Here is a 12,563-nt window from a genome sequence, read left to right as displayed (position 1 = left end):
CTCGCCGTGAGGTTCCCATGTGCCGCTACGCCCTGACCCCCTACAAGACGCACTACGCCTGCTTCGCCTGCCGGAAGACCTTCAAGGCCACCGACCGCAAGCAGCATGGGGCGCGCAAGCCGTGCCCGCAGTGCGGCGTCACGATGACGGTCATGGGGAAGGACTTCAAGGCGCCCCCGCGCAAGGACGTCACGCAGTGGCGCAAGGTCGAACTGCTCGCCGCGCACGGCCTCGTGTTCGGCTCGTGCGGCTGCTCGGGGCCGGGCTACGCGCCACGCACCCTGGAGGCTGCCCGGCTGCTGGTCCAGGGACCGGCGACACTTCCCGAAGGCGCACAGTCGCTGCTTCGCCTGAAGGAACGACATCCTCGCTGAGGACGTGAACCGGGCGGAACACGACGTCCCGCTGGAGCTCGTGGTGTTCGTCGGCGTGCAGGCCAGCGGCAAGACCAGCTTCTACCACGCCTTCTTCTCCGACACGCACGTGCACGTCAGCAAGGACCTGTTCCCCAACAACCGCAACAAGGCCCGCAGGCAGGCACAGCTGATCGAGCAGGCCTTTAGGGAGCGCCGCAGTGTGGTGCTGGACAACACCAACCCCACGCCCGAGGATCGCGAGGCGCCCATCGCGCTCGCCCGCGCGTACGGCGCGCGTGTCACGGGCTACGTCTTCGTCACTGACGTCGGGGTAGCCCTGCAACGCAACCGCGCCCGCGAGGGCCGCGCCCGCGTCCCCGACGTCGCGATCCACGCCACGCTCGCGAAGCTCCGTCCACCCACGCCCGGGGAGGGCTTCGACCGCCTCTTTGAAGTGCGCCTCACCCGGGAAGGCACCTTCGACATCACCGAACGGACGACCGATGAACAATGACGAGTTCGAGGCGCGCATGCGCGCCCTGGAGTACTATCACAACCTCAAACTCCTGCCCGGCACGTGGACGGTCCTGCGCGTTGACGGGCGAGGCTTCTCCCGCTTCACCGAGGAGCGTTTCGACAAACCCTTCGACGCGCGCTTCAGCGATTCCATGGTGACCACCGCGCGAGTCCTGCTGGAGGACTTCCAGGGCCTGTACGCCTACACCGAGAGCGACGAGATCAGCGTCCTGTTCCCGCCATCGTGGACGCTGTTCGACCGGGAGCTGGAGAAGCTCGTCAGCCTCAGCGCCGCCACCGCGAGCGCCACCTTCAGCCTGGCGTGCGATGAACGCGCCACCTTCGACAGTCGCGTCTGGCTCGGCGTCACCGAACGTGACGTCGTGGACTACTTCCGCTGGCGTCAGGCCGACGCGGGACGCTGCGCCCTGAACGGATGGGCGTACTGGACGTTGCGGCAGGAAGGCGCGACGCGGGCCGAGGCGACCGGGACGCTGCATGGGCAGTCGGTGGCGTTCAAGAACGAGCTGCTGTTCGCGCGCGGCGTCAACTTCAACGAGGTGCCCGCGTGGCAGCGCCGCGGTGTGGGTCTGTACTGGGAGACGTACGAGAAGAACGGCTTCAATCCCGTCACCCGGCAGCCTGTGACGGCCACGCGCCGACGGGTCAGGGTAGACCGGGACCTGCCGATGAAGGACGAGTACACGACGTTCATCCGCAACCTGCTGCGGCGCACGGAGAGGGAGGAGGTGCGGACGTGACCTCCGTGAGGCCGTTTCGCTGGGACCTCTCCCGTTCCGAGGGTCTCGTTCACGTCATGCCGTCCGAGCCGCCCGCACTGCCCGCACCCGAAGACCTGCGCGTCTGCGCGGCGCGCGTCCTGAGTCTGGCGGGTGACGCGGACCTCATGTTCGTCGGTCGGTCGCCCGAGAGCCTGCACGACTACCTGCGAGGCGTGCTGCACGACACTGCGTGGGCGAGGCGACTGGACCTGCTGCTGTTCTCCGCGCGCGGCTGGCCGCTCGGCACCATCCGCCGGGAGTACCCGCACGCCGTGACCGCGATGCGCGCCCAGTTCGCCGAGGCGGGCCTCGCGCCATGGCAGCTGATCCGCCGCGCCCGCCCCGTGGTGTTCGTGGACCTCGTCGCGTCCGGCGACACCTTCGGGAGGATCGACGAACTGCTCGTCGACTGGTCCGCCCAGCTTCGCCTCGACCCGCGCGCCTGGCGGTCCCGGGTCCGCTTCGTCGGGATCGTGCACGCGCAGCCCAGCAGCCCGAACGCGTGGCGCTGGACGCAGCGCGTGGACTGGGTGCACGCCTACCCGGCGGGGAGCGTGCGGAACGTCAGCGTGCCGTGGCCGCTGTGGGACTTCCTCGGGAACCGGCAGGCGAAGGTGACGCCTTCGAACCCGCCGTCACGCTGGGGAGACGAGACGCTGCTCGCGCCGCCGCGCGCCGAGTCGAACCTCGTGGCGCTGCACGCCGCCGCGCGGCTGTACGAGCTCGGCCGCACCGACCGTGCGCGTTTCGCGGCGCTGCTCGCCCGGCAGCCCGCCATGCGCGAGTCGTGGTGCCGGGCGCTCGTGAGGACCTTGCGGGCGAGGCCGGAACACTCGCCCACACCATGACCCGACGCGGACAGCGTCCTCGGTCATCGGCCCAAAAGCGCGGTGGGCCGCAGGAACTCGTCCAGCACGACGTGCCTGTGAGCTTCGGTGACGTACGGGAACTCCGCGTTCTCCACCTGCGCGGAGACGACACGCGCCGGAACGGTATGCACACGCGCGGGATTGCGCTCGAAGATCGTGCTCAGCGGCGGCTGGAACACCGCCAATGTCGTGAGCGCGCCGTAGTCCGTCCCGAGCCGCAGGGGAATCCCCCGGAAGTCCCGGCGGGTATTCGTCGCGTCCCACACCACGGGTCGTTTCGCCCTCAGGGAGACCCTGAGGCGTTCCTTCGCCTCCTGAAGCGCCCGTCCGTTCACGCTCTGATCCGCGCGCTTCCCGGTCAGCTCCTCGCGGATGAGGTCGAGCGACACCACGTCGAAGTCCGGGAGGCGCTCGGCCACCCACGCGCTCTTGCCGCTCCCGCTCGGGCCGCACGTCACGACGAGCCGCGCGAAGCCCGCCCGCGCCGCGTACCCGCGCGCGATCGCCTCCTCGGGCGTCCGGATGAGGCCGTCCTCGTAGGCCAGCACGCCCTGCCCCAGCACCAGCGCCCGGTATTCGGGAGAGAAGGACCGCAGCCTCGCGTCGATCACGTCCCGCCACGCCGCGTACGGGTCACCGCCGCCCCACACGCCGAACTCCTCGGCGCCGAGACGGAAGAGCTCCAGATCCTCCAGCCTCGACGTCCGGTCCGCCGCGACACGTCCGCGCGTGTCCGCCACCTCCAGCAGGTACAGCAGCCGCAGGTCCACCTGACGGGCGAGCCGACGGTACGCCCGCTCGGTGCCCGCGACGAGGGTACGTCCGAGGTCGTGGTGATGCCCGACGAGCGCCATCACCGCGTGGATCGCGTCGTAGGGCAGGTCCAGCTCCGGCAGACGCCACGCGAGGTACGACCGGCCCCGGTCCGCGTGCCGGGGCGACACGATCCGCTCGCGCCCCGCGTCGTCCACGGCGCGGCGGGTGGTGAGGGCCTTGCCCACGTCGTGCAGGGCCGCCGCGAGGACCAGCACGAGCCGCTCGTCGGACGAGAGCCCCTCGTGCTGCGCGAGGTCGTACGCTTCACGCAACACGAGGTCCGTGTGCGTGTGAACGTCTCCCTCGCCGTGCCACTCGGGCTCCTGCGGGGTGCGCCCGAGGTCCGCGAGGAGGGGAAGCGCGGACCCCAGCTCGCGCTCGAACGCGGCGAGGTCGGGTTCGGCGCCCGCGCGGAGCGACGTCAGGAACGGCCTCACCGCCGCTCCCGCAGCCCGTTCGGGACGATCTGCGCGTGCATCCAGTGCTCGTCGGTCCGGACGTGCCCCGCCCGCACCCACTTCGCGACGCGCGACGCGAACGCCCCGAAGGGAAACCCGTCCGCCGTGCGGACGACGTACCCCTCCATGCTGAGTTCGTCGACCCGCACGGCCCGCACGCGCGCCTCGCTCCACACGCCCCGGTACAGTTCACGCGGGGTGGGTACGCCCAGCTCACGCGCCCACGTCAGCGTCGCGTCCCAGCTCAGGCAGGAGTTCGTGTCGTCCCAGACGCTCAGGAGGTAGAAGTAGGACTCCAGATCGTCGTACGCGATGGAGTGCCTCGCGTACAGGTTCTCCCCGCACACCCGCCACCCCACGGGCAGAAGGTAGCCCACGCGGCCCTGAAGGCCCTTCACCCAGTCCCGCGAGGGGTGCGGACGACCCTCCACGGCGCGGGCGTGCATGCCGTCACGGTACAGGGTGGTGTTCTCCCCGTCGAGCTTCTCCGTCACGACGACCTCGCGCCCCTCGAAGGCGCGCACGTCCACCATGCGCGTGTCGTCCGTGCTCGCGCCGGGCGACCAGGGCAGGTGAGGCGTGCGGGGGTACTTGACGCGGCGGGTCATGAGGGCTCCACGAGCAGGGTAGCGTCCGCACGCCCGGCAGGCCTGGATCAAAAGGCCAGGGGAGGCTACGCCTCGTGGCTCAGCCCACGTGAGGGTACGCGAGGGTGCGTACGGGCCGCGCGCGCGCGTGCGCTACCCTCGTTCCTGACGCCCCGGAAAGGAAGACCATGCTGCTCACGATCACGACGACGCACCGGCCCGCCACGGACCTCGGGTACCTGCTGCACAAGAACCCCGCGAGGTCTGTCACGTTCGACCTGCCCGTCGGTCGCGGTCACGTGTTCTCTCCCGAGGCCACGCCCGAGCGCTGCACGGTGGCGCTCCTCGTGGAGGCGGACCCCGTCGTGATCTCGCGCGGACGCGCGGGAGGGGCTTCAGGCACGCCGCTGGAGCCGTACGTGAACGACCGGCCGTACGCCGCGTCGAGCTTCCTGTCCACCGCCCTGCGTGAAGCCTTCGGCACGGCCATGAGCGGACGCAGCAGGGAACGACAGGACCTCGCGGACACCGCGCTGCCCTTCACGGCGCACCTGCCCGCCCTGCCGTCCAGAGGGGGTCTGGATCTCGCCGGGCGGCTGTTCACGCCCCTCGGGTACCGCGTCACGGCCCGCGCGAGGCTCCTCGACCCCCAGTTCCCCGAGTGGGGCGAGAGCCCCTACCTCGACCTCACCCTCGACGCCGAGGTGCGTCTGCGCGACCTGCTCGCGCACCTGTACGTGCTGATCCCGGTGCTCGACGACGGCAAGCACTACTACGTCGACGAGACCGAGATCGACAAGCTGCTCCGCTACGCGGGCGGCTGGCTCGACGCTCACCCCGAACGTGACCTCGTCACGCGGCGGTTCCTCAAGCACCGGCACGCCCTGCGCCGCGCCGCCGAAGCCCACTTCAAGGGCGCCGACGAGGACGACGAGGACGCCGCTCCCGTCGCGCCCACCCTCAACCAGCAGCGGCTGGAGGCCGTGGCGCGCGAGCTGCGAGGGAGCGGCGCCACGAGCGTCCTCGACCTCGGCTGCGGTGAGGGCAACCTGCTGAAGTTGCTCCTCGCCGAGCGGCAGTTCGAAACGATCCTCGGGATGGACGTCAGCCCGCGCGTGCTCGCCCGCGCCCGCGACCGTCTGAAGCTCGACGAGCTGCCCGAAGCGGTGAGGGGGCGCCTCACGCTCGTTCAAGGCAGCCTGACGTACCGCGACGCTCGCCTTTCGGGCGCAGGCGCGGCGGCCCTCGTGGAGGTCATCGAGCACCTCGACGAGGACCGCCTGTGGACACTGGAGCGCGTCGTGTTCGGCGCCGCGCGGCCAGGCACGGTCGTCGTGACCACCCCGAACGCCGAGTACAACGCCACCTGGGCCACGCTGAGCGCGGGCGACACCCGCCACGAGGACCACCGCTTTGAGTGGACCCGCGCGCAGTTCACCGAGTGGGCCGCGCGCGTCGCGAGCACCTTCGGCTACACCGTCACGATCAAACCCGTCGGGGACGAGGACGAGCGCCTCGGCCCGCCCACCCAGATGGCGGTGTTCCGCCGGGAGGACTCGTGAACACCGACCTGCGGCTCCTGCCGCTCGGCACGCATGTCGTGACGCGCGTGCCCGTCCACACGCCCTCCGGGGAAGTGACCCGTCCCGCCGGGGCGGTCGCGGTGGTCGTGCGTGCCCCGGCGGACCCGCAGCACGCGTACCGCGTGCGCTTCCCCGACGGGGGCGAGCACAGCTTCCTGCGGCGGGAGCTGGACGTGCGCAAGCACCACAAGGACCTCAGCGTCCCGCCGCAGCCCGATTGGATGGCGTTCGTACAGTATCGCTGCGTCGTCGGGTCGCGCGCCTTCGGCCTGGAGACGGACGCGAGCGACACCGACCGTCGCGGCTTCTACCTGCCGCCCGCCGACGCGCACTGGTCCCTGTGGGGCGTGCCGGAACAGCTCGAAGACCACGACACGCAGGAAACGTACTGGGAACTCCAGAAGTTCCTGACGCTGGCCCTCAAGGCGAACCCGAACGTGCTGGAGTGCCTGTACACCCCGCTCGTGGAGACGGCGTCGCCGCTCGCGCTGGATCTGCTCGACATGAGGGACGCGTTCCTGTCCACGCTGGTGTACCAGACGTACAACGGGTACGTCCTGTCGCAGTTCGGGAAGCTCGAAGCGGACCTGCGCAACCACGGCGAGATCCGTTGGAAGCACGCCATGCACCTGCTGCGCCTGCTGATGTCGGGCATCGCGGTGCTGGAGAGCGGCGAGGTGTTGGTGCACGTCGGCGAGCGCAGAGAAGACCTGCTCGCCGTGAAGCGCGGCGACGTGCCCTGGGCGGACCTCGACCGCTGGCGGCTCGACCTGCACGCGCGGTTCGACGCGGCGCTGCCAAAGAGTCGTCTTCCCGAACGGCCCGACTACGAGCGGGTGAACGCGTTCCTGCTGCGTGCCCGCCGCGGCATGCTGGAGGTGCGCGCATGAGGGCCTTGCCGGGACCGTTGCAGGGCGCGGTGCGGGACCATCCGTACCCGCTGCTGTTCGCCACGGTGAGCGGCGCGGACCTGTACGGCTTCCCCAGCGGGGACAGCGACTGGGACCTGCGCGGCGTGCACGTCCTGCCTGCACGGGAGGTGCTCGGCCTGCACGCGCTCCGCGAGACCGTGAACCTGGACCGCGTGGACGGCGGAGTGGAGCTCGACCTCGTCACGCACGACGCGCGCAAGTTCACGGGCCTGATGCTGAGGCGCAACGGGTACGTGCTGGAGCAGCTGCACTCCCCGCTGGTGGTCCACACGACCCCCGAACACGCGGAGTTGCGTGACCTCGCGCGCGGCGTCGTCACAAAGCATCACGCGCACCACTACCTCGGCTTCAGCGCGAATCAGTGGCGGATGTTCTCCGGTGAGGACACGCCACGCGTCAAGCCGCTGCTGTACACCTTCCGGACGCTGCTCACGGGCATCCACCTCATGCGGACCCACGAGGTCGAGGCGAACCTGCGCGTCCTGAACGAGGAGTTTCGCCTCACGTACCTCGACGACCTCATCGCCCACAAGACCCGGGGTGCGGAACAGGAGACGCTGAGGGGTGACCTCGGCTTCTACGAGCGCGAGGTCGGGCGCCTCACCCGCGAGCTCGACCTCGCCCGGAGCGAGACCACCCTGCCGGGCGAGGTGGCTCCGGAGACGACGGCGGCGCTGAGCGACCTGCTCGTTCGCCTGCGCCTGAACGGTTTGAGGAGTGTGATGACGTGACGGACTCGACCTACAAGCTCGGCGTCCTGGATGCAGAGCACAACGAGTCACCCTACACACCGCCGCACGTCTGGCAGCAGCAGGCGACGAGCGGCCCCAAGCGCCTCGTGCTGGCGCCACGGGGCGGACAGGTGGCGTTGTTGAAGGCGTTGGCGGCGGTGATCCCCGAGCCGTTCGGATTGCTGTACGTGCTCGTCGCATCTCGTGGCGAGCATGAGGTCGGGCGGTATCAGAGCGGGCCATTATCGCGGCTTCAGGTGGAGGCGTTCCTGGAGGAGTTCGAGACGTTTCTGGAGCTTGACGGGCGTCATCACGTGTGGATCTCATCCCTGGAGTCGGACGCGCTGCTGGTCTACGACGCGCACAACATCATCTACGCGTACGGTCCCCTGCGGAAGTTCGTGGAGGTCGCGCATGACCTCGGGATGCAGGAAGGACTCCCGAACGTCCCCTATCCTCACAGCCATCACTACCACAGCACGTTCGACGCGACGGCAGATCGGCTGATGCGGACGTGGCCCTGGCGGCGGTTTCCGCTGGAAGAGACTGACGATGACTGATTTGACCCTGCAACTTCCCGAACTGTGCCTCGTCGCGCTCGTCGGCGCGTCGGGCTCCGGCAAGACCACCTTCGCCCGCGCGCACTTCCGTCCGGGTGAGGTGCTGTCGAGCGACGCCTTCCGGTTGCTCGTCGGGAACGACGAGAACGCGCAGGACGCGACGAACGACGCGTTCGACGCGCTGTACTTCGTGGCGCGCAAGCGGCTCGCGCGGGGTCTGCTGACCGTCATCGACGCGACCAACGTGCAGTCGGACGCGCGCAAGCGCATCGTGACGCTCGCGAAGGAGTTCGACGTGCTGCCCGTCGCGATCGTGCTGGACCTCCCTCAGGAGGTGCTGACCGCGCGGCACGCGGCGCGCACGGACCGCCCCTTCGGCGCGCACGTCATCCCGCAGCAGGTGTCGCAGCTCAGGAAGTCGCTGTCGAAACTGCAGACGGAAGGCTTCCGGCAGGTCGGCGTCCTCCGGAGCGAGGAGGACGCCGCGAGCGTCGTCGTGACGCGCACGAGACTGTACAACAACCTCCGGCACGAGCACGGCCCGTTCGACTTCGTCGGGGACGTGCACGGCTGCCTGCCGGAACTGCGCGACCTGCTCACCCGCCTCGGGTACGAGGTGCGGGGCGACCTCAGCGTCACCCCGCCCGAAGGGCGCAGGGCCGTGTTCGTCGGTGACCTCGTGGACCGCGGCCCCGACACGCCGGGCGTGCTGCGGCTCGTGATGGGCATGGTGCGCGCGGGCACGGCGCTGTGCGTGCCCGGCAATCACGACGAGAAGCTCAAGAAGGCCCTGTCGGGCCGCAAGGTCACCGTGGCGCACGGACTGGAGAAGTCCCTTCAGCAGCTCGAACACGAGCCCCCGGAGTTCAGGCGCGCGGTGGTGGACTTCATCGACTCGCTCGTCAGCCACTACGTCCTCGACGACGGGAAGGTCGTCGTGGCGCACGCGGGAATGAAGGAGGCCTACCAGGGCCGCGCGTCCGGGCGGGTGCGGGAGTTCGCGCTGTACGGCGAGACGACGGGGGAGACGGACGAGTTCGGCCTGCCCGTGCGGCTGAACTGGGCGCTCGACTACCGCGGGAAGGCGACCGTGGTGTACGGTCATACGCCCGTCCCGCAGGCCGAGTGGCTCAACCGCACGATCGACATCGACACGGGCTGCGTGTTCGGCGGGAAGCTCACCGCCCTGCGCTACCCCGAGATGGAGCTCGTGAGCGTCGACGCGCGCGAGACGTACGCGGAACCGAAACGGCCCCTCGTCTCCGACCAGGGGCTCAGCGCGCAGCAGGCGCACGACGAGCTCCTCGACCTCGCCGACGTGACCGGCAGGCGCGTCATCGAGACGAGTCTGCGCGGACGGGTCAGCGTGCGCGAGGACGAGGCGGCGGCCGCGCTGGAGGTCGTGAGCCGCTTCGCGGTGGATCCGCGCTGGCTCCTGTACGTGCCGCCCACCATGAGCCCGAGCGAGACGAGCACGCGCGAGGGCTACCTGGAGTACCCCACCGAGGCGTTCGAGCATTACCGCCGCGCGGGCGTGCAGCACGTCGTGTGCGAGGAGAAGCACATGGGCTCGCGTGCCGTGGTGGTCGTCACGCGCGACGACGACGTGGCGGTCACGCGCTTCGGACTGCGGGAGGGCTCGGCGGGCGTCGTGTACACCCGCACCGGACGGCGCTTGTTCAACGATACGGACATGGAGGCGCAGGTGCTGACGCGCCTGCGGGCCGCCTTCGAGACGAGCGGCCTGTGGGACGAGCTCGGTTCGGACTGGGCGGTGCTGGACGCCGAACCACTGCCCTGGTCCCTCAAGGCGGAGGAGCTCATCCGTCGGCAGTACGCCGCCGTCGGGGCCGCCGCGGGCGCCGCCCTTCCCGCCGAGGTGCGGGCGCTGGAAGGCGTGGTCGCGCGCGGCCTGCCGCTCACGGACCTGCTGGAGCGCACGCGGGAACGTGAGGGCATGACGCGCGCGTACGTGGACGCGTACCGCCGCTACGTCCGGCGCGTGGCGAGCGTCGAGGACGTGCGACTCGCCCCGTTCCACCTGCTCGCGACCGAGGGCGCCGTGCACGTCGACAAGGACCACGGGTGGCACCTGTCCACGCTCGCGCGGCTCGCGCGCGCCGCGCCGGACCTGATCGTCGCGACCGCGCACCGCGAGGTGGACCTGGACGACCCCGAGAGCACTTCGGAGGCGGAGGCGTGGTGGCTGGACCTCACCGGGCGCGGCGGGGAAGGCATGGTGGTGAAGCCCCGCTCCTTCGTCACGCGTGGCCGCAAGGGCCTCGTGCAGCCCGCCGTCAAGGTCCGAGGTCGGGAGTACCTGCGCATCATCTACGGGCCGGAGTACACCGCGCCCGAGAACCTCACGCGGCTGCGCGAACGTGGTCTGAGCGGCAAACGCTCGCTCGCCCTGCGTGAGTTCGCGCTGGGGGTGGAGGGACTCGAGCGCTTCGTGCGGCGCGAGCCGTTGCGGCGCGTGCACGAGTGCGCGTTCGGGGTGCTGGCCCTGGAGCAGGAGCCGCTCGACCCGAGGCTGTAGGTCGAGGACGTCGCCGGGGTGCTCGTCCCGACCCCGAAGCTCCCGCGGCGCGGGCGGGAACGGTCACTCCAGGGAGCCGAGCCCGGCGTCACGGGCGCGCACGATGGCCTGCGCCCGGTTGGCGACCTCCAGCTTCGCGAAGATGTTCGACACGTAGTTGCTGACGGTCTTGACGCTCAGTCCCAACGTCCCCGCGATGACGTGATTGTCGTGCCCGGCGGCCATCAGGTGCAGGATCTCGCGTTCACGGTCGGTGAGGCCGGGAAACAGCGGCGCCGGGACCATGACGTGCGCCGAGGCGAAGAAGTTCAGCACGCGCGCCGCGATGGCGGGACTGAAGATCGCGCCTCCCGCGCCGACCGTGCGGACCGCGCCGATCAGCTCGTCCTCCGGCGTGTCCTTGAGGACGTAGCCGCGCGCTCCGGCGCGCAGCGCGGCGAAGACGCTGTCGTCGTCCTGGAAGAGCGACACCACCAGCACCCGCACCCGCGGGCTCGCGTGCAGGATGCGCCGCGTGGCGTCCACGCCGCCCCCGTCGGGCATCTGCAGGTCCATCAGGACCACGTCGGGCTGCCACTCCAGGGTGCGTTCGACCGCCTCGCGACCGCTCGCGGCCTCCGCGACCACCGTGAACTCGGGGTAGGTGTCGAGCAGGGCGCGCAGTCCCTTGCGGAACAGCGGGTGGTCGTCGGCGATCAGGACGGTCAGGCTCTCCATCGGTTCATTCTCCTGTCAGGGGCAGCGTCACGTGCACGGTCGTGCCGCCCTCCGGGCCGGAGGTGGTCTCGCACGATCCGCCGAGCTCCCGGGCGCGCTCACGCATGGAGAGCAGCCCGACCCCGAAGCGCGCCTCCGGGTCGATGCCTCGTCCGTCGTCGCTGACCCGCAACCGCAGCGCGCCGTCGAGCCGCAGCTCCACCTCCACCCGCCGGGCGTCCGCGTGACGGACGACGTTGGTGAGGGCCTCCTGCACGATGCGGTACGCCGCGACCTCCACGGCGGCGGGCAGTGGCGGCAGGACGTCCGGCGCCACGACCCGCACCGCGAGCGCGGGCTGCGGACCCTGAGGCACCGCGACGCGCGCCGCGTGCTCGCGGATCGCGCCGCTCAGGCCGAACTCGTCGAGGGTGGGAGGGCGCAGGCCGTACACCAGCCGCCGGATGTCGGCGATGGCGCCGCGCAGCTCGCCCTGCAGTTCCGCGACCTGCCGGACGGCGGCGTCCGGGTCCCGGGCGATGAGGTGACGCAACGCCCCGGCCTGCAGCGTGAGCGCGGCGAGTTGCGGCCCGAGACCGTCGTGGAGGTCCCGGCGCAGACGTCGGCGTTCGTCCTCCAGGGCGTTCACGAGACGCTCGCGCGACTCCTGCAGCGCCCGGGTGAGGCGCGCGGCGTGCGCGACCGACCCGAGCTGCCGTGACAGGTCGACGATCAGTCGCTCGTCGGCGGCGCCGAACGCCTCGTCCGGGTCGCGGCGGCCCAGCCGCAGACGTCCGAGCTCCTCGTGCTGGAACACCAGCGGACGGACGTCCTCCGCGCCGCTCGGCGTGCCGATCACGACCTGCCGCGCCGGGCCGTCGAGCTCCAGCACCACGAACGGGAGCCGCAGGGCGTCACGGACCGTGCGGACCAGCGGTTCGAGCACCTCCTCCGGGGAGACGCTGCCCTGCACCCGCTCGGAGACGCGGGCGAGCACGGCGTAGGGATCGTCGCGCTCGCCGTAGGTGAGGCGATTGGCCAGCGTCTGCAGTCGCGCCCGCAGCGGACCGAACGCCAGCGCGACCGCGACGGCCCCGACGGCGTTCACGCTGGGCTGCGTCCGACCGACGAGCTGCTC

At 70.8% G+C, this 12,563-nt stretch carries 13 protein-coding genes; 9 read left to right on the top strand and 4 right to left on the bottom strand.

Annotation, left to right across the window (positions count from 1 at the left end; genetic code table 11):
• The first annotated feature begins 17 nt into the window (after window positions 1–17).
• From DEIPI_RS28625 to DEIPI_RS0104925, 4 genes are read left to right on the top strand one after another with little or no spacing between them, the layout of a single operon-like run.
• Window positions 18–374 (top strand): hypothetical protein, encoded by a 357-nt coding sequence (locus tag DEIPI_RS28625; RefSeq protein ID WP_052351623.1) that lies wholly within the window; start codon window positions 18–20, stop codon window positions 372–374.
• A gap of 4 nt (window positions 375–378) precedes the next feature.
• Complete coding sequence (locus tag DEIPI_RS0104935) at window positions 379–870, top strand: ATP-binding protein (RefSeq protein WP_211238243.1); 492 nt, start codon at window positions 379–381, stop codon at window positions 868–870.
• Window positions 860–1,633 carry a tRNA(His) guanylyltransferase Thg1 family protein gene (locus tag DEIPI_RS0104930; RefSeq protein ID WP_027481044.1) on the top strand — a complete coding sequence of 258 codons (774 nt, stop codon included), beginning with the start codon at window positions 860–862 and terminating at the stop codon, window positions 1,631–1,633. Before DEIPI_RS0104935 ends, DEIPI_RS0104930 begins: the two co-directional genes overlap by 11 nt.
• Window positions 1,630–2,502 (top strand): hypothetical protein, encoded by an 873-nt coding sequence (locus DEIPI_RS0104925; protein WP_027481043.1) that lies wholly within the window; start codon window positions 1,630–1,632, stop codon window positions 2,500–2,502. Before DEIPI_RS0104930 ends, DEIPI_RS0104925 begins: the two co-directional genes overlap by 4 nt.
• A gap of 23 nt (window positions 2,503–2,525) precedes the next feature.
• On the opposite strand, the gene DEIPI_RS0104920 is transcribed toward DEIPI_RS0104925, so the two are convergent.
• Both DEIPI_RS0104920 and DEIPI_RS37405 read right to left on the bottom strand, forming a co-directional pair.
• Window positions 2,526–3,776 (bottom strand): AAA family ATPase, encoded by a 1,251-nt coding sequence (locus DEIPI_RS0104920; RefSeq protein ID WP_027481042.1) that lies wholly within the window; start codon window positions 3,774–3,776, stop codon window positions 2,526–2,528.
• Window positions 3,773–4,405: an RNA ligase family protein gene (locus DEIPI_RS37405; RefSeq protein ID WP_027481041.1), complete on the bottom strand. Its 633-nt coding sequence runs from the start codon at window positions 4,403–4,405 to the stop codon at window positions 3,773–3,775. The genes DEIPI_RS0104920 and DEIPI_RS37405 overlap by 4 nt, the downstream gene beginning before the upstream one ends.
• A gap of 167 nt (window positions 4,406–4,572) precedes the next feature.
• On the opposite strand from DEIPI_RS37405, the gene DEIPI_RS0104910 reads away from it, so the two are divergent.
• From DEIPI_RS0104910 to DEIPI_RS0104890, 5 genes are read left to right on the top strand one after another with little or no spacing between them, the layout of a single operon-like run.
• Window positions 4,573–5,946, top strand: coding sequence for a 3' terminal RNA ribose 2'-O-methyltransferase Hen1 (locus DEIPI_RS0104910; RefSeq protein ID WP_027481040.1), 1,374 nt, complete (start codon window positions 4,573–4,575; stop codon window positions 5,944–5,946).
• Window positions 5,943–6,857, top strand: coding sequence for a nucleotidyltransferase domain-containing protein (locus DEIPI_RS0104905; RefSeq protein WP_027481039.1), 915 nt, complete (start codon window positions 5,943–5,945; stop codon window positions 6,855–6,857). The genes DEIPI_RS0104910 and DEIPI_RS0104905 overlap by 4 nt, the downstream gene beginning before the upstream one ends.
• On the top strand, window positions 6,854–7,630 hold the full coding sequence (locus DEIPI_RS0104900; RefSeq protein ID WP_027481038.1) for a nucleotidyltransferase domain-containing protein: 777 nt from the start codon (window positions 6,854–6,856) through the stop codon (window positions 7,628–7,630). The genes DEIPI_RS0104905 and DEIPI_RS0104900 overlap by 4 nt, the downstream gene beginning before the upstream one ends.
• Entirely contained in the window at window positions 7,627–8,190 is a 564-nt protein-coding gene (locus DEIPI_RS0104895; RefSeq protein WP_027481037.1) for a hypothetical protein, read from the top strand. Before DEIPI_RS0104900 ends, DEIPI_RS0104895 begins: the two co-directional genes overlap by 4 nt.
• Entirely contained in the window at window positions 8,183–10,729 is a 2,547-nt protein-coding gene (locus DEIPI_RS0104890) for a polynucleotide kinase-phosphatase (protein WP_084473972.1), read from the top strand. Before DEIPI_RS0104895 ends, DEIPI_RS0104890 begins: the two co-directional genes overlap by 8 nt.
• Before the next feature lie 63 nt (window positions 10,730–10,792).
• On the opposite strand, the gene DEIPI_RS0104885 is transcribed toward DEIPI_RS0104890, so the two are convergent.
• Together DEIPI_RS0104885 and DEIPI_RS0104880 are read right to left on the bottom strand one after the other, a co-directional pair.
• Window positions 10,793–11,446 (bottom strand): response regulator, encoded by a 654-nt coding sequence (locus DEIPI_RS0104885; protein ID WP_027481035.1) that lies wholly within the window; start codon window positions 11,444–11,446, stop codon window positions 10,793–10,795.
• A 4-nt stretch (window positions 11,447–11,450) separates the two neighbouring features.
• Window positions 11,451–12,563: sensor histidine kinase (locus tag DEIPI_RS0104880; protein ID WP_027481034.1), on the bottom strand; the 1,113-nt coding region annotated here is incomplete at its 5' end.

The sequence above is a fragment of the Deinococcus pimensis DSM 21231 genome, assembly GCF_000519345.1.
Lineage (GTDB): Bacteria > Deinococcota > Deinococci > Deinococcales > Deinococcaceae > Deinococcus_A > Deinococcus_A pimensis.
The sequence above is the reverse complement of the archived record's forward strand: the minus strand, read 5'-3'. Positions and strand labels throughout refer to the sequence as shown.